Source organism: Streptomyces sp. NPDC047081, from assembly GCF_040643775.1.
Classification (GTDB): domain Bacteria; phylum Actinomycetota; class Actinomycetes; order Streptomycetales; family Streptomycetaceae; genus Streptomyces.
On record NZ_JBEYUY010000013.1, the window covers coordinates 166,038 to 191,746 of the forward strand.

A 25,709-nucleotide genomic window follows, 5' to 3' on the forward strand; every position below is an offset into this window, starting at 1 on the left:
GCCCGCATGACTGGAACGCCCACCAAGGCACTCGCCGGTGTCCGTGTCCTCGACATGACCCACGTCCAGTCCGGTCCCTCGGCGACCCAGCTGCTGGCCTGGCTCGGCGCGGACGTCGTCAAGCTGGAGGCGCCGACCGGGGACATCACGCGCAAGCAGCTGCGCGACCTCCCGGACGTCGACTCCCTCTACTTCACGATGCTCAACTGCAACAAGCGGAGCATCACCCTCAACACCAAGACCGAGCGCGGCAAGGAGATCCTCACCGAGCTGATCCGGCGCTCGGACGTCATGGTCGAGAACTTCGGACCGGGCGCGGTCGACCGCATGGGCTTCACCTGGGACCGCATCCAGGAGATCAATCCGCGGATCGTCTATGCCTCCATCAAGGGGTTCGGCGAGGGCCCGTACACCAACTTCAAGGCGTACGAGGTCGTCGCTCAGGCCATGGGCGGGTCGATGTCGACCACCGGGTTCGAGGACGGGCCGCCGCTGGCGACGGGGGCCCAGATCGGGGACTCGGGCACGGGCGTCCACGCCGTGGCGGGGATACTCGCCGCTCTGTTCCAGCGCGAGCACACCGGGCGCGGTCAGCGGGTGAACGTGGCCATGCAGCACGCTGTGCTCAACCTCTGCCGGGTGAAGCTGCGCGATCAGCAGCGCCTGGCCCACGGTCCGCTCCGTGAATATCCCAACGAGGACTTCGGCACGGAGGTTCCCAGGTCCGGGAACGCGTCCGGCGGCGGCCAGCCCGGCTGGGCGGTCAAGTGCGCGCCGGGCGGCCCGAACGACTACGTGTACGTCATCGTGCAGCCCGTGGGCTGGCAGCCGCTCAGCGAGCTCATCGGCCGGCCCGAACTCGCCGAGGACCCCGAGTGGGCCACGCCGGAGGCGCGCCTGCCCAAGCTCAACAAGATGTTCCAGCTGATCGAGGAGTGGTCCTCGACGCTGCCCAAGTGGGAGGTGCTGGAGCGGCTCAACGCCCACAACATCCCGTGCGGGCCGATCCTTTCGACCAGGGAGATCATCGAGGACGACTCCCTGGTCGCCAACGAGATGGTCGTCACCGTCCCGCACCCCGAGCGCGGCGAGTTCACGACCGTCGGCAGCCCGCTGAAGCTCTCCGACTCCCCCGTCGAGGTCACCAGTTCACCGCTGCTCGGCGAGCACAACGAAGAGGTCTACATCGGCGAGCTCGGCCTCGGCGACGAGGAGCTGCGCCTGCTCAAGTCGAACGGAGTGATCTGACGTGATGGCGGAAGACCGGGAGCTGAGGGTGCGCTCGCTCCTCGACACTGTGCGGGCCGAGGGGCGGACCGCGCTCACCGCGCCCGAGGGCAAGGTGATCGCCGACGCGTACGGGATCGCCGTACCCGGGGAGGAGCTGGCGACCGACGTCGACGAGGCCGTGTCGTACGCGGCGCGGTTCGGCGGGCCCGTGGTGATGAAGATCGTCTCCCCGGACATCCTGCACAAGACCGACGCCGGCGGGGTGATCGTCGGCGTCGAGGGTGCGGCGGACGTACGGGCGGCGTTCCACAAAATCATCGAGAACGCGCGCGCGTACGACGCGACCGCGCGCATCGAGGGCGTGCAGGTCCAGGAGTTGCTGCCGCAGGGGCAGGAGGTCATCGTCGGCGCGGTGACCGACCCGACCTTCGGGAAGGTGGTCGCCTTCGGGCTCGGCGGGGTGCTCGTCGAGGTCCTCAAGGACGTCACGTTCCGGCTGGCGCCGGTGAGCGCCGACGAGGCGCTGTCCATGCTGGACTCCATCCGGTCGGCGGAGATCCTGCACGGGGTGCGAGGGCAGGCGGCCGTGGACCGGTGGGCGATCGCCGAGCAGATCCGGCGGGTCTCCCAACTGGTCGCGGACTTCCCGGAGATCGCGGAGGTCGACCTCAACCCGGTGATCGCCACCCCGGAGGGTGCGGTCGCCGCCGACATCCGCGTGATCCTCGCCGAGAAGCAGCCGCCGCCTCGTCGCAAGTACACGCGCGATGAGATGCTCACCTCGATGCGCCGGCTGATGCAGCCCTCGGCGGTGGCCGTGATCGGTGCCTCCAACGAGCAGGGCAAGATCGGCAATTCGGTCATGCGCAACCTCATCGACGGTGGATTCGCCGGGGACATATTCCCGGTGAACCCCAAGGCCGATGACATTCTGGGCCGCAAGGCGTACAAGAGTGTCACGGACGTTCCCGGTGAGGTGGATGTGGCGGTCTTCGCGATACCCGCCAAGTTCGTGGCCTCGGCGCTGGAGGAGGTGGGACGCAAGAACATCCCCAACGCCGTACTGATCCCCTCCGGCTTCGCCGAGACCGGCGAGCACGAACTCCAGGAGGAGATCGTCGCGATCGCCGAGCGGTACGGCGTCCGCCTCCTCGGCCCGAACATCTACGGCTACTACTCGACGTGGCAGGACCTGTGCGCCACGTTCTGCACGCCGTACGACGTCAAGGGCGGCGTCGCCCTGACCTCGCAGTCCGGCGGCATCGGGATGGCCATCCTGGGCTTCGCCCGCACCACGAAGACGGGCGTGTCGGCGATCGTGGGCCTCGGCAACAAGTCGGACCTGGACGAGGACGACCTGCTGACCTGGTTCGGCGAGGACCCGCACACCGAGTGCATCGCGATGCACCTGGAGGACCTCAAGGACGGGCGCGCCTTCGTGGAGGCCGCGCGGGCGACCGTACCCAGGAAGCCGGTGGTCGTACTGAAGGCCGGTCGTACGGCGGCGGGTGCGAAGGCGGCCGGGTCGCATACGGGGGCGCTCGCGGGCGACGACGCCGTGTACGACGACATCCTGCGGCAGGCCGGGGTGATCCGGGCGCCCGGGCTGAACGAGATGCTCGAGTACGCGCGCGCGTTGCCGGTGCTTCCCGCACCCAAGGGCGACAACGTCGTGATCATCACCGGGGCCGGCGGCAGTGGTGTGCTGCTGTCGGACGCGGTGACCGACAACGGGCTGTCCCTCATGGAGATCCCGCCGGATCTCGACGAGGCCTTCCGGAAGTTCATCCCGCCCTTCGGGGCCGCGGGCAACCCGGTCGACATCACCGGGGGCGAGCCGCCGTCGACGTACGAGGCGACGATCCGGCTCGGTCTGGAGGACCCGCGCATCCACGCGCTCGTGCTCGGCTACTGGCACACGATCGTGACTCCGCCGATGGTCTTCGCGGAGCTCACCGCGCGCGTGGTGGCCGAGTTCCGGGAGCGCGGGATCGAGAAGCCCGTGGTGGCCTCGCTCGCGGGCGACGTCGAGGTCGAGGAGGCCTGCCAGTACCTCTACGAGCGCGGGGTCGTGGCGTACCCGTACACGACCGAGAAGCCGGTGGCCGTGCTCGGTGCGAAGTACCGCTGGGCGCGGGCGGCGGGCCTGTTGGGGGGCGGTTCATGAGGTGAGCGAGACGCGGGGCCGGCCGACAGTGCGGTCGGCCGGCCCCGGGACCCGTGCGCACGCGAAAGGCATTGGACAGGGGGCGCTGGCCAGAACTTTCGACGCAAGGGGCTGCTGAGACATGACAACCACCGACTACTCGAGGTCCGTGCCCTACAGGGAGGTGACGGACCGCAACGGCCGCGTGTACCGCATCGGGGAATCCGATGTCGACATCATGGGCCGGACACGCAAATGGATGGTCATCCTGCCCTGGGTGGGCATGATGGGCATCAGCTCCGCCGAGTACGCGTTCACGTCGGCGGAGGACACGCTCCACGAGGCGCATCTGTGGAGCAGCGGACACATCTTCTGGCTGATGGGCGTCTGGGTGTTCTTCCAGGCCGCCGTGGCCTTCCCCGCCGGCCAGCTGCGGGAGAGCGGAAAGCTGCCCGCCCGTACGGCCATGATGATCGGCGCCGTCGGCACGATGCTCGGCTATCTGTCGCTGGCGTACGCACCGCATGTGGCCGTCGCCTATGTCGGCTTCGGCATGTTCAGCGGCATCGGCGCCGGTCTCGTCTACGCGACCTGCGTGAACATGGTCGGCAAGTGGTATCCGGAGCGCAAGGGCGGCAAGACCGGCTTCGTCAACGGCGGCTTCGCCTACGGGTCCGTGCCCTTCGTGTTCCTGTTCACCTCGTACATGGACCTGAGCAACTACCGGACCGTGCTCGCCTGTGTGGGCATCGGGCTGTGTCTGGTGGTGGCCGCGGCCGGCTGGTTCTTCAGGGACCCGCCGAAGAACTGGTGGCCCGCCCATGTCGACCCGTTGCGGCTGACCGACGACCCGAAGATCCGCCGGGCCCTGGAGAAGAACCCGCCGGCGGTCAAGCAGTACACCCCGAAGGAGGCCGCCCGTACGCCCGTCCTGTGGATGATGTGGTTCTGTCTGCTGTGCACGGCCGGCATCAACATCTTCGGCATCGCCTTCCAGGTGCCGTTCGGCAAGGACATGGGGTTCGCGGGCGGGATCGTGGCCACGGCGATGTCCCTGAAGGCCATCGTGAACGGCACCGGGCGTGGCGTCATCGGCTGGATATCCGACCGCTCCGGGCGCCGTAACACCCTGATCATCGTCTGTATCGTGCTCGGCTCGGCGCAGTTCGGCGTGCTGGTATCCGGCCAGATGGGCAGCATGCCGTTCTTCCTGTTCTGCTCCATGGTCTCCGGCTTCGGCGGCGGCGCGATCTTCCCGCTGTTCGCGGCCATGACCGCGGACTACTTCGGCGAGAACAACAACGCCACCAACTACGGCATGGTCTACAGCTCGAAGCTGATCTCCGGGCTCGTCGGCTCCGGCCTGGGCGCGGTCGTCGTCGGCGCCTGGGACTACCACGGCGCGTTCGTGCTGGCCGGTTCCATCGGCCTCGCCTCCGCCGTACTGGCGCTCTTCCTGAAGTCCCCGGGCAGGCCGAAGGCCCGGCGCATCGTCCCCAACCCGCACCCGCTCGGCGAGGAGATGGCATAAGCATGACCGCAGATCCGCTCTCGGCCGACCCGGCAGCCGCACACCGTCCCTACCGCGAGGTGACCGACTCCCGAGGCCGCGTCTACCGCATCGGCGAGACCGACCGGGACATCCTCGGACACTCCCGCAAGTTCATGGTGTATCTCCCGTGGATCGCCATGATGGCCATCAGCGTCTTCGAATACGCGTACGGCTCCGCAGAGGACACGCTGTCCCACGCGCACGGCTGGACGCAGTCCAACACCTTCTGGATCCTCAGTGTCTGGGTGTTCTTCCAGGCGGGCATCGCCTTCCCGGCGGGCTGGATGCGCGAGAAGGGCATCCTGACGGCCCGCAGGGCCATGTACATGGGTTCCGGCATGTGCCTGGTCGGCTTCCTCGCCCTGTCGCACCTGAGCAATGTCCTGCTGGCGATCCTGGGCTTCGGCGTGATCGGCGGCATAGGCGCCGGTCTGGTGTACGCGACCTGCATCAACATGGTCGGCAAGTGGTTCCCGGAGCGCCGTGGCGCCCGGACGGGATTCGTCAACGGCGGCTTCGCGTACGGGTCGCTGCCGTTCATTTTCATCTTCAACTACGCCTTCGACACCGGGAACTACCACCGCGTCCTGGACCTGATCGGCTGCTACATCATGATCGTGGTCTTCGGGTGCGCGTTCTTCTTCAAGGACCCGCCGAAGAACTGGTGGCCCGCGGACATCGACCCGCTGACGTTCTCCGGCAGCGAGAAGAACGCGGCGAGCCTCGCCAAGAACCCTCCGGCGGTGAAGCAGTACACGCCGAAGGAGGCCATCAGGACCGGCATGCTGCCCCTGATGTGGGTGGCCATCGTGATGACCGCCGGAGTCTCGATCTTCGGGATCTCCTTCCAGGTCGACTACGCCAAGGACATCGGCTTCGGCCCGCTCGTGGCCGCGTCCTCGATGGGTGTCATGGCGGTCATCAACGGCGTCGGCCGCGGTGTCGTGGGCTGGCTGTCGGACAAGTGGGGCCGCAAGTCGACCCTGGTGTTCGTCATCGTCGTCCTGGGACTCGCCCAGTTCGGCGTGATCCTGGCGGGCGAGATGAAGAGCGAGTGGCTGTTCCTGTTCTTCGCCTTCCTCTCCGGCTTCGGCGGCGGCGCCTTCTACCCGATGTTCGCGGCACTGACCCCGGACTACTTCGGGGAGAACTACAACGCCACCAACTACGGCCTGGTCTACAGCGGCAAGCTGATCAGTGGCCTGTTCGGCGGCGGCCTCGGCTCCATGGTGGTCGCGGCCTGGGGCTATAACGGGGCGTACGCGCTGGCCGGTGGCGTCTCGATGGTCGCGGCGGCGATCGCGCTGCTGCTGCGGCAGCCGGGGCGCAGCGGCTCCGACGTGCTGAGCGCGCAGCCGCAGCCCGCGGGCTGACGGGCACACGCGCGTGAGGAGGCCCTCCCCGGCGATGCGGGGAGGGCCTCCTCATGTGTGTGCTGTCCAGTCGGTCAGCAGTTCTCGCGCAGGCTGTGCAGGTACTCGCTGGAGCGGCGCGCGAACGTGTAGGACTCGGTGGGCTGGTCGTGTTCCGTCTGCCAGTGGTGGGCGAGGCGTTCGCCGCGCAGTCGGGTGACGGCGGAGATGAACTTCTGGTAGTCGATGTCGCCGTCGCCGACGTCGACCATGCGGTAGCCGAACTGGTTGGAGGGGTCGCTCACTCCGTCCTTGACGTGGAACAGCGGGTAGCGGTGCGGCTGCCTGAGGACGTAGTCGAGCGGCTCGAAGGGCGCGGCGGAACCGTCGGGCCGCTTGGAGAAGCGGAACTGGCCCGCGTACGCCCAGAAGATGTCCATCTCCAGGAACACCAGGTCGGGGTCGGTCTCGGCGAGCAGTACGTCGTAGAGGCGGACCTTGGGATTGTCGGTGGCGAAGGAGAACTCGTCGGAGTGGTTGTGCTGGTAGAACTTCATGCCGCGCGCCTTCGCCGCCGCGCCGTACGTGTTGAACTCCTCGGCGGCGCGCTTCCACGCGTCGACGGTGGAGCCGTAGCGGAACGGTCCCGAGGCGGTGCCGATGTGCTTGAGGCCGAGGGCCTGGGCGTCGTCGAGGACCTTGGTGAGGTTCTGGGCGAAGGTGTAGGCGTTCGGGTCGCTGGCGTAGTAGCCGACGTGGCTGCCGATCGGGGTCAGTCCGTGGTTCCTGGCCAGCCGCTTGAGCTGGGCGAGGGTGATGGGGCCGGCCGAGCCCTGGGTGTATCCGGCGAACTCGACCTCGTCGTAGCCGTACTTCTCCAGTTCGGCGAAGACGGGCGCGAATCCGAGGGTGGAGACCTTGTCGCGCAGGCTGTACAGCTGGATGCCGAGCCGGCCGGGAGGCAGGACGGGGCGGCCGCGGCCGGCGGCGGTCGGTTCGGCGGCCGTCGCGGGAGCTGCCGCGGCGCCGAGCAGCGCGGCGGCGGTGGCACCGGCGGCGACGCCGAGCATGCCTCGTCTGGTGAGGCGGTGGGTGAGTTCGGGGTCGGTCTGCGAGGTGCGGCTCATGCGTGGAACTCCTCGGGATCGGAGGGCGTTGTCAGTGGTGAGTGCTTCACTGGTGACCAGTCGGAAGAGACGGGTTGGAAGGGACCGGCCTGTCCAGACCGGCCAGTTGGAGCAGGAGTGACTTCACGTCGGTGGCCGCGAGGCGGTCGCCGACGGCGCGGGGGGTGGAGCAGATGAGGAGCGGACCGTCGTCGTCGCTCGCAGGAAGGCGGCCGTGGCTGCCGCGAATAGGTGAGGGATCCAGGGGCACGACCGCCATGCGGTAGCGCATGCCGAGTTTCTTGCGCGCCAGCGCGGTGGCGGCTCTGACCTTGACGTAGGGGTCGAGGGGATCCATGAACAACTCGACCGGGTCGTAACCGGGTTTGCGGTGGATCTCGACGAGCTGCGCGAAGTCGGGCGCGCGGGCGTCGTCGAGCCAGTAGTAGTACGTGAACCAGGCGTCCGGCTCCGCGACGGCGACGAGCTCGCCGGAGCGCGGATGGTCGAGGTGGTGGGCCTTCTTGCCCTCGTCGTCGAGGAGTTGGTCGATGCCGGGCAGTCCGGCCAGGGCTGCCCTGGTGACGTCGAGGTCCTCGGGCCGGCGCACATAGACGTGGGCGATCTGGTGGTCGGCGACCGCGAAGGCACGGGACGCCATCGGGTCGAGGTACTCCATGCCGTCCTGCGTGTGCACTTCCAGCAGTCCGGCGCGGCGCAGGGCCCGGTTGATGTCCACGGGGCGGTCGGCCCGGGTGATCCCGTACTCGGACAGCGCGACGACGGTACGGCCTTCGGCGCGGGCGTCGTCCAGGAGCGGGGCCAGGGCTGCGTCCAGGTCGGCGGCCGCCCGCAGGGAGCGTGGGTCGTCGGGGCCGAAGCGCTGCAGGTCGTAGTCGAGGTGAGGGAGGTAGCAGAGGGTCAGGTCGGGGTGCCGGGTGCGCATGATGTGGCGGGTCGCGTCGACGATCCACTGGCTGGAGACCAGGTCCGCGCCGGGTCCCCAGAAGTGGAAGAGGGGGAAGGTGCCGAGCTTTTCGGTGAGTTCGTCGTGCAGGGCCGGGGGCCGGGTGTAGCAGTCGGGTTCCTTGCGGCCGTCGGCGTAGTAGACGGGACGGGGAGTGACGGTGATGTCGGTGTCGGCGCCCATGGCATACCACCAGCAGATATTGGCGACCGTGTAGCCGGGGTGGGCCCGGCGGGCGGCGTCCCACAGCTTGTCTCCGGCGACGAGACCGTTGTGCTGGCGCCACAGGAGTACGTCGCCGAGCTCGCGGAAGTACCAGCCGTTGCCGACGATGCCGTGCTCGGACGGGTGGGTGCCGGTGAGGAAGGTGGACTGCGCGGCGCAGGTGACGGCGGGCAGGACGGTACCGAGCGAGGCGCGGGAGCCGGACCGGGCGAGCGTCTTGAGGTGGGGCATGTGGTCGAGGAGACGGGGGGTGAGGCCGACCACGTCGAGGACGAGGAGGGGAGTGGGAGCGGGAGCGGCCTGCTCGGCGCCGAGGGAGGCCTGCGCGCTGACCGTGGGTGCTTGGTGGGCGCCCCTGGCCGGTCGTGGGTCGGTGCTCATGGGAGTTCCTTCAGGCCGAGGTCGGTCAGCAGGTCGCGGGCGAGGGTGAGTTCGGCGGCGATGCCGTCGGCAAGCTGGGCGCGGCCGCGGGGGCGCAGTTCGGGTGGGAGGGCCTGCCAGGTGTAGGTCTCGACCTCCAGGTGGCTGGTAAGCGGGTGCGGGCCGCCCACCAGCCGGGACAGGGCCGCCCTGAGTACGGGGAGCGTGGAGGTGAGGGGCGCGGCGGGGGCCGCGTGGAGCGGGACGTGGAAGTGGGCGCGCCAGGGTGCCGCGTCGGGCAGGGCGTCGGCGGCGAGGGCCTCGCCGAGGTCGTCGGTGCCGCGCAGGCCGGCGGCGGTCGCCGTGCGGGTCTGGTGCAGGAAGCGGGGTTCGTCGAAGGCGGCGAGGGCTTGGCGTACCTCGGGGAGATGGGGGTGTTCGGCGTGGAGGGCGGCTGAGAGCTGGGACTTGACGACGGGGACGCGGGCTTCGGTCAGGGCGTCCAGGGCGGTGTGCGGGTCTTCGAAGGAGGTGGCGAGGTGGCAGGTGTCGACGCAGACGCCGACGCGGTCGTGGGCGATGTCCGTGAGCGGGGCGAGGGCGTCGGCGGTGGTCTCGACGACGCAGCCGGGTTCCGGCTCCAGACCGATGCGGATGGAGCGGCCGGTCAACTCGTCGAGGGCGTCGAGGCGTTCGGCGAGGGTGAGCAGGGCGGAGCGGGCCTTCTCGGCGCGGTCCTGACTGTAGGCGGTGCGCCAGGCCAGCGGCAGGGTCGAGATGGTGCCCTCGGTGACGTCGTCGGGGAGGAGCCCGGCGAGGACGCGGGCCAGGGCGGTGGTGTGGTCGAGGCGTTCGGGATCGGCCCAGTCCGGTGTGTAGACGCGGTACTTGACCTCTTCGGCGCCGAAGCCCTCGTAGGGGAAGCCGTTGAGGGTGACGACTTCGAGGCCGCGCCGGTCGAGTTCGGTGCGCAGGCCGCGCAGTGCGGAGGGGTCGCTGACCAGGGCGTGCGCGGCGTCCCTGGCGAGCCACAGGCCGATGCCGAGGCGGTCCCGGCCGAGGCGGCGGCGGACGGGTTCGCAGTGGTCGCGGAGTTGCGCGAGGACGCCGTCGAGGGTTTCGGCGGGGTGGACGTTGGTGCAGTAGGCGAGGTGGACGGTGGAGCCGTCGGGGTGCCGGAAGCGCATCGGTCACTCCCCGCCGCGGAGGACGGAGTTGCCCTCGTGGGTGGCCGCGGTGTCGGCGAGGGTGAGGTTCAGGCGGCCGCTGAGCCCGTAGAAGGCGACGGGGTTGCGCCACAGCACCCGGTCGACCTCGTCCTCGCTGAATCCGTCGGCGAGCATCGCGTCCCCGACCCGCCGGGTCTTGAGCGGGTCGCTTCTCCCCCAGTCGGCGGCGGAGTTGACCAACACCTGCTCGGGGCCGTACTCGCGCAGGATCGCGACCATCCGTTCCTCGTCCATCTTGGTGGCGGGATAGACGGAGAAGCCGAGCCAGCAGCCGCTGTCCTTCGCCTCCTTGACGGTGGTCTCGTTGAGGTGGTCGACGAGGACGCGGTCCGGGGCAACGTCGGATTCGCAGACCACGTCGAGGGTGCGGCGCAGGCCGGCGAGCTTGTCGCGGTGCGGGGTGTGGACGAGCGCGGGCAGGCCGTGTTCGGCGGCGAGCTGGAGCTGGGCGGCGAGGGCGGTGTCCTCGGCGGGGGTCATCGAGTCGTAGCCGATCTCGCCGACGGCGACGACCTGGTCCTTGACGAGATAACGGGGCAGTTCGTCGAGGACGGGCACACAGCGGGGATCGTTCGCCTCCTTGGGGTTGAGGGCGAGCGTGCAGTGGTGGGCGATGCCGTACTGGGCGGCGCGGAAGGGCTCCCAGCCCAGGAGGGAGTCGAAGTAGTCGAAGAAGGAGGCGGGCGAGGTGCGGGGTTGGCCGAGCCAGAAAGAGGGCTCGACGACGACGCGGACGCCCCAGGCGTGCATGGACTCGTAGTCGTCGGTGGTGCGGGAGGTCATGTGGATGTGGGGGTCGAAGATGCGCATCAGGACTCCTTGCCGTCGGTTCCGCGCGGGCCGTGTTCGGCGGCCGGTGCGGGTGGGGTGGCCGTGGGGTCGGTCAGGGTCAGGACGCGGTGCAGGTCTTCGGGCACGGGACGGCCCGCGGCGGTGCGTTCGGCGGCGTAGTCGGCGAGCATGCGGGCGAGTTCGGCGTCGGCGCGGGCGCGGCGGTCCAGGTCGGCGACCTCGGCGACGGGCACACCGGTGAACAGGCACTTCAGGACGGCGTGCCGCCAGTGGTGGGGGGTGAGGTGACGGGCGGCGTACGGGCCGACGGCGGCGGAGAGAAGCCGGGTGTCGTTGGTGCGCAGGGCGTCCTCGACGAGCGGGACGGCCTCGGGGCCCGGGACGAGGTGGGGCAAGGCGTGCAGGACGGCGCGGCGTTCGGCGGCGGTGCCCTGGGAGTAGACGCGGTTGAGGGCGTCCGTGCCGGCGCGGGCGGCGTGCAGGATCAGCACGCGGGCGGCGTCGGCGTACTCGGCCCCGCATCGGCGCCCGGCCTCGGCGAGCCGCAACTCCCATACGGAGATGGGCCCATGGATCCCCGGCTGCTCGGCGGCCTCGCCGAGAGCCTGACCGAGCCAGGCGCGGGCGGCTGCGTCGAGGTGGGCGGTGAGGTGATCGTGCAGGGTGGGGACGGGGGTTCGGGCGGGTGACTTCGGGGTGGGGGCAACGCGGGTGCCATTGGTCGTCGACTCGGGGGGCGGGGCAATGCGGGTGCCATCAGTCTCCGACTCGGGGGCCGAGGCGATCCGGGTGCCATCAGTCGTCGGCTCCGGGGCGGGGGCAGCGCCGGTGCCATCAGTCGTCGGCTCCGGAACGGAGGCAGCGCCGGTGCCATCAGTCGTCGGCTCCGGAGCGGGGGCAGGGCCGGTGTCGTCGGTTTGCGGCTCCGGGCTTGCTGCGAGGTTCGTGCCGTCTTCTGGTCTCCGTGGAGGTGCGGCCGGGGTCGTGCCGTTGGCCGCTCCCTCCGCAGTGGCGGTCGGATCGGTGGGTCCGAGGGCTGCCGTGGGGGTCTCCCAGGTGGCGTGCGGGTGGTTCATGAGGTGCTGCTCCCTTCGGGGGTGGCGGAGGGATCGCCGTGTGGTGGGGCGGGATCGGACGGGGTGACGGCCGTGGCCGCCGCTCGGTGGAGGAACTGGAGGGAGTGGTCGGCGAAGTGAGGGCCCGCGTGGGAGTGGCGGGGCAGTTCGACGACGGTCAGGCCCTGGTAGCCGGTGGCGGCGAGGGCCGAGAGGACGGGCGGGAAGTCGATCTCGCCGTCACCGAACGGGAGGTGTTCGTGGATGCCGCGGCGCATGTCCTCGATCTGGACATGGCGGAGCCAGGGAGCGGCGGCGCGTACGCAGTCGGCGGGAGAGAGGGGTTCGAGGCACTGGCAGTGGCCGATGTCGAGGGTCAGTCCGAGGTCCTGGGGGTCGCCGAGGATGCGGCGCAGGTGGTGGAAGTCGGCGAGGGTGGCGAGGAGGTGGCCCGGCTCGGGTTCGACGGCGAGGGGGACGCCGGCGGTGGTGGCGGCCTCCAGGACGGGGGTGAGTGATTCGACCAGGCGTTTCCACGCCGTGTCCTGGTCGGTGCCGGCCGGGGTGATGCCGCTGAAGCAGTGCACGGCGTGAGCGCCGAGGTCGGCGGCGACCTGCACGGCGCGGATGAGGAGGCCGACGCGGCGGGAGCGGTCGTCGGGTTCCGGGTCCAGCAGCGTGGGGCCGTGTTTGCGACGCGGATCGAGGACGTAGCGGGCGCCCGTCTCGACGGTGACGTCCAGGCCGAGGGTGGCGAGGCGTTGGGCGACGCGGCGGGTGCGGGCGGGGAGGTCGGGGGCCAGCGGGTCGAGGTGCATGTGGTCGAGGGTCAGGCCTACGCCGTCGTAGCCGAGGTCGGCGAGGAGGGCGAGGGCGTCGTTGAGGCGGAGGTCGGTCAGGCCGTTGGTGCCGTAGCCGAAGCGGAGGGGGGTGTTGGTGGGGGGTGGGGTGACGAGGGCGTGACTGGGGTTGGTGATGGGGTTGTGGCTTGGGCTGGTGTTGGAGCTGTGGCTTGGGGTGGTGTTGGGGTTGCTGCTGGGGGTGGCGCTGACCCGGCCCACTGCACCGGGCACGCGTCCCATACCGGGCACGCGTCCCGCACCGGGTGCCCGTCCGACGCCGGGTACCCGCCCCACACCGGGTGCCCGTCCCACACCGGGCACGTTCTCCGCCTCGGCGACCGGCGCGCTCTCCGCCTCGGCGCCCTCACCACGTATCGGTCCCCGGCTCACGTCACGCTCACCTTCTTCGCGAACCTCCTGCCGAGCGGGGCGAGAGCCGCGACGAACAGGGCGGCACTGGCGCCGTCGCCGGAGCGGGCGGCGAGGGCCGCCTGGAGGGGGATCGTGGCGCGGATGCCGCTGCTGACGGCCCGCTGGGTGAGCGGGGGTGAGGGGTTGAGGGTGGCGTGGAGGTACGGGCGGGCGACGGTGGAGGCGTAGGCCGCACCGAGGGCGAGGCGCAGGGCGTCGGCCGCGGTGGCGCGTGAGTCTCCCGCCGGGCCGTAGGCGCCTGCTTGCTCTCGGCCTGCCGGGAGTCGGGACGCGGCGCGGGTTAGCACCCGGGTCAGCAGGCCAGCGGTGCCCAAGGCCGCCACCGGTGCGAGGGGCGAGCCGCCCCTCGTCTCCTGGCGGGACACCGCCGTCACCGCGAGGGTGTGCGTAGCGAGCAGTACCGCGGAGGAAAGGGCCTTACGGGTGTGACCGCTCGTCGCCGCCGCGCCCAGCAGCAGGTCGAGTCCGCGGGCCGCCGCCATGGCTGGCGGGCCGGCCGGTGTGTGTTTGAGGCGGAGGTCGTAGGCCCAGACCGTGGCCGCGAGGGGCGCGGCGACCGTCAGGGCGGGACGGCCGGCTCGGGCGGCGAACGCCAACCCCGCGCCGGTGAGGGCGCTGGCCACGGCGAGGGCCGCGTCGGGGTGGATGCGGCCGGAAGGGAGAGGGCGGTGGGGACGGTCTACGGCGTCCTCCCCGCGGTCAGCCCAGTCGTTGAGGGCCATGCCGGCCTCGTAGAGACAGACGGAGGAGCCGACGGCGAGCAAGGTGCGGGGGGTCGGCGTCGCGGAGGCCGCCGCCGCGCCGGCGATGGCGTCGCCGGGGACGGTGAACAGGGCGGGAAGGCGCAGGAGTTCGGCCCAGGCACGAGTACGGCTCACCGCAGCTCCTCCAGCCGTCCGGCACGAGGGAAGCCACCGGGACGCTCCAACGCGACCGAGCCACCGGCACCCTCCGACTCGACGGCACCGCCGGGCCTCACCGACTCGGCGAAACCCTCTGGCTCCTCCGCCCCGACGGCACCGCCAGGCCTCGCCGACTCGGCGAAACCTCCAGCCCCCTTCACCCCAACGGCACCACCAGACCTCACCCACTCGGCGAAACCCTCAGCCCCCTCCACCCCGAGGAAGCCACCACTCCGCTCGACCTCCGGAGACTCACCGGGCCCGCCCGCCACCACCCGGCCCTCACCGCCGCCCCGCGCCACACCCCTCAACCGCCCCGCAAACCCCACCAACGCCGCATACTGCTCACCCAGCGCCGAAGGCCCGTCCCCCACCGGGTCCTTGAAGAAGAAGCCGAGCTCGGTCAGCGGACCCCTCAGCCCCACCTCCTGCGCCCGTGCGGCCAGTCGTGCCAGGTCGAGGATCAGAGGCGCCGCAAGCGCCGAGTCGCAGCCCTGCCATGTGGTCTGGAGGATCACGCGCGTGCCGAGGAAGCCGTCGAAGGCGATGTGGTCCCAGGCCGTTTTCCAGTCGCCGAGAGCCGGGACGTCGTCGATGTGGACCTCGCCCTCGGGGGACGTGCCGAGGGTGTCGGTCAGGACCCGTTCCTTGCCGGCGTTCTTGGCGGCGGCCGCAGCCGGGTCGGAAAGGGCCGCTCCGTCGCCGCCGCCGAGGAGGTTGGTGCCGGACCAGGCACGGACCGTCAGAGCACGTTGCGTGAACATCGGCCCCAGCACGGAACGCAACAGCGTCTGGCCCGTCTTGCCGTCGCGGCCGGCGTACGGCAGCCCGCTCGACTCGGCAGCTGCGGCCAGCGCGGGGTGGTGCAGGCCGGTCGAGGGCGTGAAGTTCACGTAGGGGCAGCCCGCGCGGAGGGCTGCCGCCGCGTAGAGGGAACTGGGCGGCAGGGTCGCCCCCGTGGCCGCGGGCTCGGTGGAGGCGACGTTCACGACCACCGCGCGCGCCAGGCCGTGCCGTCGTACGAAGTCACGTATGTCCGCGGTGAAGGTGGTGATGAGCTCCGTCTCGGTCCGGGTGTCGCCCGGCGTCGGGCCGCCGGGCCTGATCTCCCGCTCGGCGGCGGCGAGTTCGGTGGCGACCGCCGCGGAGAGGCCGTGCGGCAGGACTCCGCCGGCCGCGAGTGCCTCCGCGCGCTTGGGCAGCGGGCAGTCCAGGGTGTCGTGGCCGCCGAACACGAGCGCGGACAGGGGCGGGAGTTGAGCCTCCGCGAACTCGGGTGTCTCCGTCACCAGGCCGGTCGGCGCGTGCAGGCCGGCGGTCAGCGCGGCACAGCCCGCGACGACGGTGGTGGCGACGGAACCACGCGCCCCGATCAGCCATACACCGACGCGCGGCCCTGAAAAACCGGAGTCGGAGACGGCAAGGGACACGGAATCGGGCGCGGACATGGGCAGCCTCCTTGTCGAGCGCATTGGACGAGTCGTGCGGCACCGAGGAGTCGCGAGCGAGGTGTACGACGTCACGCCGAACGTCGTACGGACGCCCCCACGGGGTGCGAAGACGGCGGGCGGAGGTCCGGCGTCCCCCGCCCGCCGTCGCTCAATTGCCCTTGGCGGGCAGTTCCTTGAGCCGGATGTCGCGGAAGGACACCTGGTCGTCGGCTCCGTGGTTCTGGATGCCGAGGTGGCCGTCGACGAGGCTCCGGGCCGGGTCGGTGTTGGTGAAATCGTTGATCTTCACGCCGTTGAGCCAGACGCGGAGGCGTTCGCCCTCCACGCGGATCTCGTACGTGTTCCACTCCCCCGGCGGGTTCAGCGCACGGTCACGCTTCTTCAGGTCGGCGGACCGGAAGCCGTAGACGGACCCGGTCGTCTTCTCCGGGACGTCGGTGGCGTCGATCTGGATCTCGTAGCCGTTGTTCACGGCCGACCAGGGGTCGTCCGAGGGCGGAAAGCCCACGAACACACCGGAGTTGTCGTCCCCGTCCGCGCCGGCCATCTTCCAGTCGAGCTTCAGGGAGTACGAGGTGAAGCCCGACGTGGCGTACCAGAGCAGGCCCATCCCGCCCGACGACGTCAGCGTGCCGTCGTCGGAGAGGGTGAAGGAGCCCGGGCCGGCCTGCTTCCAGCCGTCCAGTGAACCGCCGCCGAAAAGCGCGCGGTAGCCGTTCTCCGGCCGGCAGTCGGCCTGGGCGTCGCCGGTCGCCCAGCGGATGCCGCCCAACAGGTGGGCGCGGAACGCGGGTTCGGCGTAGGACTCCTTGGTGTGGCCGAGGCCGGTGTAGAAGGCCCGGCCGCCCTGGTAGTTCTGGCACCAGGCGATCGGGTGATCACCGTTCATGGTGCCGCCGGTGTAGGAGGACTCGTCCAGCGAGGCCAGCACATGGACCCGATCGCGGGGATTCGAGCGGTAGTTGTACCACTCGTCGGTGCGGTCCCAGGTCCGTGCCAGGCCGGACGTCGAGGGATGGGCGCGGTCCTCGACGTCGACCGTGGCCTGCTGGATCGCCGGGTGCGACTGGAAGTAGGCGCCGGCGAGGCCGCCGTAGAACGCCCAGTCGTACTCGGTGTCGGCGGCGGCGTGGATGCCGACGTAACCGCCGCCGTGCCGGATGTAGCCCTCGAACGCGGCCTGTTGGGCGTCGTTGAGTACGTCGCCCGTCGTGGAGAGGAAGACCACCGCGTCGTAACGCCCCAGGTTCTTCCCCGTGAACGCGCCCGCGTCCTCGGTCGCGTCGACCGTGAAGCCGCCGTCGGTGCCGAGCTGCTTCACCGCCTCGATGCCCGTCGGGATGGAGTCGTGCCGGAAGCCGGCCGTCTTGGAGAAGACCAGCACCCGCTTCCCGGCCGCCCCGGGGTGCGAGGAGGCGGGGCCCGAGACGCAGCCGAGGAGCAGTGCCGCGCCCACAACGGCGGTCGCCAGTCGGGCAGTTGAGCGCATCACGGTTCCTCCTCTCAGCCGGTCGTGAAGGTGAAGTCGTCCACGTCGAACAGCGCGCCCGTGCCGCCCTTGAAGACGAGGTAGAGCGTGGTCGTGCCCCTCGGTGCGCGGGACAGATCGGCGCTGACGTCCTGGAAGGTCTCCCAGCCGCCGGTGACCGGGACGGTCGCCTTGCCGAGCAGGGTGCCGGTGGACGAGCCGGCCCGGACCTCGAGCGTTCCGCCCGCGCCGCCCGACGAGACGCGCGCCGTGATCTTCTTGGCGTTGCTCAGGACGTACGGCGTGAAGGAGATCCAGTCGCCGTTGTCGATGTCGCCGACCGTCTTGCCGCCGTGCGCGGTGTCCTTGGTGATGACCGAGACGCCGGAGCTGTTGCCGAAGTGCTCGGCCTGGCGGTGCCGCGGCTGCAGCACGTTCTGGTCGTGCGAGGTGAGCGCGGCCTGGCCGCCGCCTCCGCCGTCGGTGTACTCGGCGTCGAGCACCCCGAAGATGTTGGCGTCCTCGTCGTGGCCGCCGTCGGCGGTGGTCTGGATGGTGCCGGTGCAGCCGTTGGCCGAGGTGATCGGGTGGCCGTGGGTGTCGTGGCCGAGGACGAAGGTGACCTTGACCTTCGAGCAGTCGATGGTCTGGCCGTCCTCGGGGTCGGTGACCTTCACCTTGAACGGGATCGCGTCACCGAAGCTGAACAGCTGCCCGTCACGCGGGAGTTCGAGCGTCACCGTGGGCGCCGTGTTGCCGACGACGATCTGCACGCTCGCACTGCCGGTCCGGCCGGTGGTGTCCTTCGCGGTCAGCGTCGCGGTGTAGGTGCCGTTCTTCTTGTACTTGTACGTCGGGTTCGCCGCCGTCGACCTGCCGCCGTCGCCGAAGTCCCAGCTGTACGTGAGCGCGTCGCCGTCCTGGTCGGACGTGCCCGCTGAGGAGAACTGGCCCCGCAGCGGTGCCTGCCCAGAGGTCCTGCTCGCCGCGGCCTGCGCCACCGGGGAGTGGCCGTCGGTCGCGTTCTCGATGCGGTACAGGCCCGAGTTCTCGTCGCCGCCGAACCACGCGGTGCCGTAGTCGAGGACGTACAGCGCGCCGTCGGGGCCGAAGGCCATGTCCATCACCTGGGTACCGGTCCACGGGAAGGCGTTGATGGACTGCACGGTTCCGCTGCCGTCGCTGACGACGCGCTTGATCCAGCGGCGGCCGAACTCACCGGCGAAGAAGTTCCCGTCGTACGCCTGCGGGAACTTGACGGGCGAGTCGAGGGAGGCGTCGTAGTGGTAGACCGGGCCGCCCATCGGGGACTCGGAGCCGTCGCCGAACTCGGGTACGGAGGGTCCGTTGTACGGCATCCAGGCGGGCTGGGCCGGGGGCAGGTCCGTCAGACCGGTGTTGTGCGGGGAGTTGTTCTTCGGTGCGTCGCAGTCAAAAGCCGAACCCGACGTCTTGGTCGCGAAGTCGTATGCCACGTAGGGGTCGTTGGCGCCGGTGCAGTACGGCCAGCCGAAGTTGCCGGGGCCTGTCACGCGGGCGAACTCGACCTGTCCCGCGGGGCCTCGGGCGGGGTCGGCGGCGCCGGCGTCGGGACCGTAGTCACCGACGTACAGAATCCCGGTCTTCTTGTCGACGCTGAAGCGGAACGGGTTGCGGAAGCCCATCGCGTAGATCTCGGGGCGCGTCTTGTCCGTGCCGGGGGCGAAGAGGTTGCCGTCGGGGACGGTGTACGAGCCGTCGGCGCCCACCTTGATGCGCAGGATCTTGCCGCGCAGGTCGTTGGTGTTGCCGGCCGAACGCTGGGCGTCGAAGGCCGGGTTGCGGTCGGCGCGCTCGTCGATCGGGGTGTAGCCGTCGGACTGGAAGGGGTTGGTGTCGTCGCCCGTCGACAGGTACAGGTTGCCCGCCGCGTCGAAGTCGATGTCGCCGCCGACGTGGCAGCACAGGCCGCGGGAGGCCGGGATGTCGATGACCTTCTTCTCGCTGGCCGTGTCGAGGGTGCCGTCGGCCTTCAGGACGAAGCGGGAGAGGCGGTTGACGCCGTCGAAGGGCGCGAAGTCGGCTGCGGTGCCGGTCTCGGGTGCGTCACCCGCCGGGGTGTTCAACGGGGGCGCGTAGTACAGGTAGATGGCGCGGTTGGTCGCGAAGTCCGGGTCCACGCCGACGCCTTGGAGGCCCTCCTCGTCGTGGGAGTAGACGTCGAGCTTGCCGATCAGCCGCGTGTTGCCGGCGGCGTCGGTGAGGCGGAGTTCGCCGTCGCGGGAGGTGTGCAGGACCGAGCGGTCCGGGAGGACGGCGAGCGACATGGGCTCGCCGGTCTCCGCCTCACCCTTGGCGAGGGTGACCTGCTGGAAGTCCTCCGCCGCGGCGGGGGCGGTGCCCGGGTCGGCGACGGCTGCGCCGGCCTGGGGTGCGGTGAGCGTGAGCGACGCACCTGCGAGGAGCGCGGCGCCGAGGACGGCGACGGCTCTGCGGAAGCGTCGTCTGTGGGTCTCGGTTCTGTCGGTGCTGGTGGTGCGGTCGTTCCCGTGCACGAATGCCTCCAGTAAGGGGCCGGTTGTACGGGCGGGTGCGTACGCCGGGACGCGCCGTCGTCCCGGAGAGCTGATGAGCAGTCAATTACTGGTTGGAAAGGGTCAGTTGCCGAAGGCCGCGTCGAAGGAGGCCGACGGCGGCTCGAAGTCGTAGGCCTTGAGGCGGGTCAGGGCCTCGGGTGCGCCCTGCAGCCGGTCCATGCCGGCGTCCTCCCACTCGACCGAAATGGGGCCCTGGTAGTCGATGGAGCGGAGCATCCGGAAGACGTCCTCCCAGGGGACGTCTCCGTGACCTGCGGAGACGAAGTCCCAGCCGCGGCGCGGGTCGCCCCAGGGCAGATGGGAGCCGAGGCGGCCGTTGCGCCCGTCGAGGCGCTTGCGGGCCTCCTTGCAGTCGACGTGGTAGATCCGCTCACGGAAGTCCCACAGGAAGCCGACCGGATCGAGGTCCTGCCACACGAAGTGGGAGGGGTCGAAGTTCAGGCCGAAGGCGGGACGCTGGTCAACCGCCTCCAGGGCACGCCGAGTTGTCCAGTAGTCGTAGGCGATCTCGCTCGGGTGGACCTCGTGCGCGAACCGCACTCCCTCGGCGTCGAAGACGTCCAGGACGGGATTCCAGCGTTCGGCGAAGTCCTCGTAACCGCGCTCGATCATGGACTCGGGTGCGGGTGGGAACATGGCGACGAGGTGCCAGATCGACGAGCCCGTGAAGCCGATCACGGTGTCCACGCCGAAGGCGGCGGCGGCACGCGCGGTGTCCTTGATGCGGTCGGCGGCGCGTCGCCGTACCCCCTCGGGGTCGCCGTCTCCCCACACCTCAGCCGGCAGGATCGCCTGGTGGCGCTCGTCGATGATGGCGTCGCAGACGGCCTGGCCGACCAAGTGGTTGGAGACGGCCCAGCACTTGAGTCCGTACTTGTCGAGGAGTGCGTGCCGGGAGTCCGGGTACGCCGGGTCCGTCAGGGCCTTGTCGACCTCGAAGTGGTCGCCCCAGCAGGCGAGTTCGAGGCCGTCGTAGCCGAAGTCGCGGGCGAGGCGGCACACCTCTTCGAGCGGCAGGTCGGCCCACTGGCCGGTGAAGAGCGTGAACTGGCGTGGCATGGGTCCGGTCCTCCTCAGACGGCGACGGTCGTGTAGACGGAGTTCTTCTCGGCGCTCTCCTCGACCGCCGCGAGCACGCGCTGCACCTGCAGTCCGTCGGCGAAGGAGGGTTCGGGCCGCCTGCCCTCGGCGATGGCGTGGACGAGGTCGCGGGCCTGGTGGACGAAGGTGTGCTCGTAGCCGAGGCCGTGGCCCGGCGGCCACCAGGCGTCGAGGTAGGGGTGGTCGGGTTCGGTGACGAGGATGCGGCGGAAGCCGGCGTGCGTCCCGGGCTCCGTACCGTCGTGGTACGAGAGCTCGTTGAGGCGTTCCAGGTCGAAGGCCAACGAGCCGCGCTCGCCGTTGAGTTCGATGCGCAGGGCGTTCTTGCGGCCGGTCGCGTAGCGCGTCGCCTCGAAGGAGGCGAGGGCGCCCGAGGTGAAGCGGCCGGTGAACAGGGCCGCGTCGTCGACGGTGACCTCACCGGTGCCGGCGGACGAGGTGCCGGACAGTCCGCTGGTGGCGCCGACGGGCAACGGCCTTTGCCGTACGAAGGTTTCGGTCAGGGCGGACACCCCGGCCAGCGGCTCCCCCGCCAGGTACTGCGCGAGGTCGACGATGTGCGCGCCCAGGTCGCCGAGCGAACCGGAGCCGGCCAGTTCCTTGCGCAGCCGCCAGGTGAGCGGGAACTCCGGGTCCACGAGCCAGTCCTGAAGGTACGTCACCCGTACGTGCCGCAGGGTGCCGATCCTGCCCTCGGCCACCATCCGGCGGGCCAGCGCGGTCGCCGGGACCCGGCGGTAGTTGAAGCCGACCATCGCCAACTGGCCACGCCCGTACGCCTCTTCGGCCGCCGCCGTCATCGCGGCGGCCTCCTCGACCGTGTTGGCGAGCGGCTTCTCGCACAGCACGTGCTTTCCGGCGGCGAGGGCGGCCAGGGCGATCTCGGCGTGGCTGTCGCCGGGTGTGCAGATGTCGACGAGGTCGATGTCGTCCCGTTCGACCAGGGCCCGCCAGTCGGTCTCGGCCGTCGCCCAGCCGTGCCGGTCGGCAGCCTGACGCACGGCGGCCGCGTCGCGCCCGCAGATGGCGGCGAGGACCGGGCGGCGCGGCAGGTCGAAGACGCGGCCCGCGGTGCGCCAGCCCTGGGAGTGGGCGGCACCCATGAACGCGTAGCCGACCATGCCGACCCGAAGCGGCGGCTTCGCGCCCTCCGGTCCGTCCGGCTGCTCGGGCTGTCCCATACGGATGTCCTCCTCGTCCTCGTCGTGATGGCGCCGCGGGTCCGCGTGCGGCGGCGCCGTGGGGGGTGCGGGGCGGGGCCCGTCAGCGGAAGCCGGTGGGCATGTACTGGTCGACGTTGTCCTTGTCGACGACCGCCGAGTAGAGCGTCAGGGAGGCCGGGATCTCGAACTCGGCGAGACCGCTGACGCCCTTGCCCTGGCCGAGCGCGCGGGCCAGGTCGATCGCGGACGCGGCCATCGTCGGCGGGTAGAGGACGGTCGCCTTGAGGACGCCGTTGTCCTGCTTGATGGCCTGGAAGGCGGAGAGCGCGCCCGCGCCGCCGACCATCAGGAAGTCCTCGCGCCCGGCCTGCTCGATGGCGCGCAGCGCGCCCACGCCCTGGTCGTCGTCGTGGTTCCACAGCGCGTCGAACTTGGGCTGCGCCTGCAGGAGTTGGGCCATCTTGGCCTGCCCGGACTCGACCGTGAACTCGGCTGCCTGCCGGGCCACCTTCTTGATGTTCGGGTAGTTCTTCAGGGCGTCGTCGAAGCCCTGGGTGCGCTGCTTGGTCAGCTCCAGGTTGTCGAGGCCGGCCAGCTCGATGACCTTGGCGCCCGACTTCCCCTTGAGCTTCTCGCCGATGTACGTGCCGGCGTTGAGGCCCATGCCGTAGTTGTCGCCGCCGATCCAACAGCGGTACGCCTGCGGGGAGTTGAAGATCCGGTCCAGGTTGACGACCGGGATGCCCGCGCGCATCGCCTTCAGCCCGACCTGGGTGAGCGCCTTGCCGTCGGCGGGCAGCACCACCAGGACGTCGACCTTCTTGTTGATGAGGGTCTCTATCTGGCCGATCTGGGCGGCCGTGTCGTTGGAGCCCTCGGTGATCTCCAGGGTGACGTCCGAGTACTTCTTGGCGCGGCTCTTGGCGTTGTCGTTGATCGCGTTGAGCCAGCCGTGATCGGCCTGCGGGCCGGCGAAGCCGATGGTGACGTGCTTGCCGGGCTTGTCGTCGGCGGCGGACTGGTCGTTGGCTGCGGGGCTCTCGTCCTTGGACTCGTTACTCGTGCAACCTGCCAGGAGGGCGGTTGTGGAGAGGGCTGCGGTACCGAAGAGGAAGCCTCTGCGGCCAGTGGTATGTGACATAGCACTGGATCCACGGGTGGTATGTGACATATTACTGAAACCTTTCCTCAGGACACGCTGGCGGTACGACGCTGGACCAGCACAGCCGCCACGATGATCGCGCCCTTGGCGATCTGCTGGACGTCGCTCTGCAGGTTGTTCAGGGCGAAGATGTTGGTGATCGTCGTGAAGATCAGGACACCCAGCACGGACCCGGTGATCGTCCCGCGCCCACCGCTGAGCAGCGTGCCGCCGATGATCGCGGCGGCGATGGCGTCGAGCTCGTACAGGTTGCCGTTGGTGTTCTGTCCCGAGCCGGACAGGATGATCAGCAGGAAGGCGGCGATGCCACAGCACAGCCCGGACAGCAGGTACAGGTACAGCCGTTGCCGGCGGACGTCGATGCCGGCGAGCCGGGCGGCCTCCGCGTTGCCGCCGACGGCGACCGTGCGGCGTCCGAACGTCGTGCGGTTCAGGATCAGCCAGCCGATGATCGTGACCACCGCGAACACCATCACCAGCGGCGGGATGCCGAGCACGTACGCGTCCCGTTCGCCCAGGTCGAGGACGCTGGGAATGCTGACGATCTGCGTCTTGCCGTCGGTGATCTGCAGGGCGAGGCCGCGCGCCGAGGCGAGCATCGCGAGGGTCGCGATGAACGGGACCATCCCGCCGTACGCGATGAGCAGTCCGTTCACGAGACCGCAGCCCACCCCGACGATCACCGCCGTGAAGAGAACTCCCGCGAAGCCGTAGTCCTGGGTGGCCACCGTCGTCGCCCAGACCGAGGCGAGGGCGACGATCGCGCCGACCGAGAGGTCGATGCCGCCGGAGGTGATGACGAAGGTCATGCCGACGGTGACGACGCCGATCACGGAGGCCTGGGTGAGGACGAGTTGGAGGTTGCGGGTGTCGAGGAACTCGTCGGGCTTGGTGATGCCGCCGATCAGGACCAGCGCGGCGAGCACGCCGAGCAGGGAGAGGGTGCGGACGTCGGTCCGTGCCAACAGGCCGCGCCAGGAGGGGGGTTGGCCGAGCGACGGCACCTTGTCGGTGTTGTCCCGCGGCGGGGAGGCGTGCTGCGTCATGACGCCGGGCTTCCTTCCATGACCAGGTCGAGTACGCGGTGTTCGTCGAGCTCCCGGGCGGGCGCCGTGTGGACGACGCGGCCCTCGCGGAGCACCAGTACGCGGTCGGCGAGGCCGAGCACCTCGGGTACCTCGCTGGAGACCAGCAGCACGGCGAGGCCCTCGTCGGCGAGGCGGCGGATCACCGCGTAGAGCTCGGCGCGGGCGCCGACGTCGACGCCCCGGGTGGGTTCGTCGAGCAGCAGGACACGGCAGCCGCGCAGCAGCCAGCGGGCGAGGACGGCCTTCTGCTGGTTGCCGCCGGACAGGGTGCGGATCGGTACGGCGGGGTTGTCGGGGCGCAGCGACAGCTCGCGTGTCGCGGCGCGTGCCGCGCCCAGTTCGGCGCCGCGGTCGATCCAACCGCCGCGTGAGAAGCGGGACATGGAGGAGACCGAGACGTTGCGGGTGACGGACTCCAGCATCAGCAGGGCCTGCGCCTTGCGTTCCTCGGGCGCGAGCCCGAGCCCGGCCCGTACCGCCGCGCGCGCGCTCCCGGGACGCAACACTCGCCCGTCGACCCGGACTTGGCCCGCGCTCGCCTTGCGGGCTCCGTAGATCGTCTCAAGGATCTCGGAGCGCCCGGAGCCGACGAGCCCGGCCAGCCCGACGATCTCGCCGGGCCGCACCGCCAGGTCTAGCGGCTCGAACTCCCCCTCCCGGGACAGCCCTTGGACCTCCAGCACGGGCGCGGCCTCCGGCACCGAGACTGGCCTCTCGGGGAAGACGTACTCCACGTTCCGCCCGGTCATCAGCGCCACCACGTCACGCGTCGGCGTCGACTTCGCGGGCAGTCCCACCGCCACCGCGCGGCCGTCCTTGAGGACGGTGACGCGGTCGCCGATGCGGCGGATCTCCTCCAGGCGGTGGGAGATGTAGACGACGGCGACCCCGTCGGCGGTCAGGTCGCCGACGATGCGGAAGAGGTTGTCGACCTCGTCCGGGTCGAGGGCGGCGGACGGCTCGTCCATCACGATGAGCCGTACGTCGTGGGAGAGCGCCCGGGCCATGGACACGATCTGCTGCTGGGCCGCGGACAGCTCACCGACCAGTCGCCCCGGGTCGATCTCGGGATGCCCAAGTCGCTTGAGCAGTGCGGCCGTTGATGCTTTGGCGGCCTTTCCCCGTACGACGAAGCCGGCGGCCGTGGGTTCGTGGCCGAGGTGGACGTTCTCGGCCACCGACAGGTGCTCGACCAGGTCGAGTTCCTGGTAGATGGTGGCGATGCCGAGGCGCATGGCGGCGATCGGTGAGCGGAGGGTGACCTCGTCGCCGCGCCAGCGGATGGTGCCGGTGTCGGGCTGGTGGGCGCCGGCCAGGACCTTGATGAGGGTGGACTTGCCGGCCCCGTTCTGGCCGAGCAGACAGTGGACTTCGCCGGCCTGGACGTCGAGGTCGACGCCGTCGAGGGCCCGGACTCCGGGGAACGACTTGGTGATGCCGGACATGCTGAGGAGCGGTGATTCTGGTGCCATGAGGTCCCCTTGGCGGGCGTGCGGGCCGGTTTCAGGGC

At 70.4% G+C, this 25,709-nt stretch carries 18 protein-coding genes and 1 pseudogene; 4 read left to right on the forward strand and 15 right to left on the reverse strand.

Translation table 11 applies throughout. From position 1 onward, the window contains the following. The first annotated feature begins 6 nt into the window (after window positions 1-6). The 4 genes from frc (at window position 7) to ABZ848_RS25445 (ending at window position 6,301) form a co-directional block, all read left to right on the forward strand. Window positions 7-1,248, forward strand: coding sequence for a formyl-CoA transferase (gene frc, locus ABZ848_RS25430; protein ID WP_360835489.1), 1,242 nt, complete (start codon window positions 7-9; stop codon window positions 1,246-1,248). Between the two features lie 4 nt (window positions 1,249-1,252). After that, window positions 1,253-3,397 carry an acetate--CoA ligase family protein gene (locus ABZ848_RS25435; protein WP_360835655.1) on the forward strand — a complete coding sequence of 715 codons (2,145 nt, stop codon included), beginning with the start codon at window positions 1,253-1,255 and terminating at the stop codon, window positions 3,395-3,397. Between the two features lie 121 nt (window positions 3,398-3,518). Next, window positions 3,519-4,907: an OFA family MFS transporter gene (locus ABZ848_RS25440; protein WP_360835491.1), complete on the forward strand. Its 1,389-nt coding sequence runs from the start codon at window positions 3,519-3,521 to the stop codon at window positions 4,905-4,907. Window positions 4,908-4,909: 2 nt separating this feature from the next. After that, entirely contained in the window at window positions 4,910-6,301 is a 1,392-nt protein-coding gene (locus tag ABZ848_RS25445) for an OFA family MFS transporter (protein WP_360835493.1), read from the forward strand. 74 nt (window positions 6,302-6,375) lie between these two features. On the opposite strand, the gene ABZ848_RS25450 is transcribed toward ABZ848_RS25445, so the two are convergent. The 15 genes and pseudogenes from ABZ848_RS25450 to ABZ848_RS25520 form a co-directional block, all read right to left on the reverse strand. Continuing rightward, window positions 6,376-7,407, reverse strand: a complete 1,032-nt coding sequence (locus tag ABZ848_RS25450) for a sugar phosphate isomerase/epimerase (RefSeq protein ID WP_360835495.1) — start codon at window positions 7,405-7,407, stop codon at window positions 6,376-6,378. A 46-nt stretch (window positions 7,408-7,453) separates the two neighbouring features. Continuing rightward, the gene (locus ABZ848_RS25455; protein WP_360835497.1) at window positions 7,454-8,959 is read right to left on the reverse strand and encodes a nucleotide pyrophosphatase/phosphodiesterase family protein; all 1,506 of its coding nucleotides are present in this window, start codon (window positions 8,957-8,959) and stop codon (window positions 7,454-7,456) included. Next, complete coding sequence (gene eboE / locus ABZ848_RS25460; RefSeq protein ID WP_360835499.1) at window positions 8,956-10,125, reverse strand: metabolite traffic protein EboE; 1,170 nt, start codon at window positions 10,123-10,125, stop codon at window positions 8,956-8,958. The genes ABZ848_RS25455 and eboE overlap by 4 nt, the downstream gene beginning before the upstream one ends. Window positions 10,126-10,128: 3 nt before the next feature. Further along, window positions 10,129-10,977: a TatD family hydrolase gene (locus ABZ848_RS25465; RefSeq protein ID WP_360835501.1), complete on the reverse strand. Its 849-nt coding sequence runs from the start codon at window positions 10,975-10,977 to the stop codon at window positions 10,129-10,131. Beyond that, window positions 10,977-11,705 carry an EboA domain-containing protein gene (locus ABZ848_RS25470; protein WP_360835657.1) on the reverse strand — a complete coding sequence of 243 codons (729 nt, stop codon included), beginning with the start codon at window positions 11,703-11,705 and terminating at the stop codon, window positions 10,977-10,979. The genes ABZ848_RS25465 and ABZ848_RS25470 overlap by 1 nt, the downstream gene beginning before the upstream one ends. Window positions 11,706-12,031: 326 nt before the next feature. Beyond that, a complete protein-coding gene (locus ABZ848_RS25475) occupies window positions 12,032-12,991 on the reverse strand; it encodes a sugar phosphate isomerase/epimerase family protein (protein ID WP_360835659.1) in 960 nt (319 codons plus the stop codon). Between the two features lie 251 nt (window positions 12,992-13,242). After that, window positions 13,243-14,166, reverse strand: coding sequence for an SCO3242 family prenyltransferase (locus tag ABZ848_RS25480; RefSeq protein WP_360835503.1), 924 nt, complete (start codon window positions 14,164-14,166; stop codon window positions 13,243-13,245). A gap of 329 nt (window positions 14,167-14,495) precedes the next feature. Further along, a pseudogene (locus ABZ848_RS25485) lies at window positions 14,496-15,638 on the reverse strand (inositol-3-phosphate synthase); the annotation flags it as partial. A gap of 151 nt (window positions 15,639-15,789) precedes the next feature. Further along, a complete protein-coding gene (locus tag ABZ848_RS25490; RefSeq protein ID WP_360835505.1) occupies window positions 15,790-17,130 on the reverse strand; it encodes a ThuA domain-containing protein in 1,341 nt (446 codons plus the stop codon). Between the two features lie 14 nt (window positions 17,131-17,144). Next, window positions 17,145-19,643, reverse strand: coding sequence for a PQQ-dependent sugar dehydrogenase (locus ABZ848_RS25495; protein ID WP_360835507.1), 2,499 nt, complete (start codon window positions 19,641-19,643; stop codon window positions 17,145-17,147). 102 nt (window positions 19,644-19,745) lie between these two features. Next, the gene (locus ABZ848_RS25500; protein ID WP_360835509.1) at window positions 19,746-20,744 is read right to left on the reverse strand and encodes a sugar phosphate isomerase/epimerase family protein; all 999 of its coding nucleotides are present in this window, start codon (window positions 20,742-20,744) and stop codon (window positions 19,746-19,748) included. A gap of 14 nt (window positions 20,745-20,758) precedes the next feature. Beyond that, a complete protein-coding gene (locus tag ABZ848_RS25505) occupies window positions 20,759-21,967 on the reverse strand; it encodes a Gfo/Idh/MocA family oxidoreductase (protein ID WP_360835511.1) in 1,209 nt (402 codons plus the stop codon). 82 nt (window positions 21,968-22,049) lie between these two features. Then, window positions 22,050-23,090: a substrate-binding domain-containing protein gene (locus tag ABZ848_RS25510; RefSeq protein WP_360835513.1), complete on the reverse strand. Its 1,041-nt coding sequence runs from the start codon at window positions 23,088-23,090 to the stop codon at window positions 22,050-22,052. 47 nt (window positions 23,091-23,137) lie between these two features. Continuing rightward, entirely contained in the window at window positions 23,138-24,157 is a 1,020-nt protein-coding gene (locus ABZ848_RS25515) for an ABC transporter permease (RefSeq protein WP_360835515.1), read from the reverse strand. Continuing rightward, window positions 24,154-25,671: a sugar ABC transporter ATP-binding protein gene (locus tag ABZ848_RS25520; protein ID WP_360835517.1), complete on the reverse strand. Its 1,518-nt coding sequence runs from the start codon at window positions 25,669-25,671 to the stop codon at window positions 24,154-24,156. Before ABZ848_RS25520 ends, ABZ848_RS25515 begins: the two co-directional genes overlap by 4 nt. Window positions 25,672-25,709: the final 38 nt, after the last annotated feature.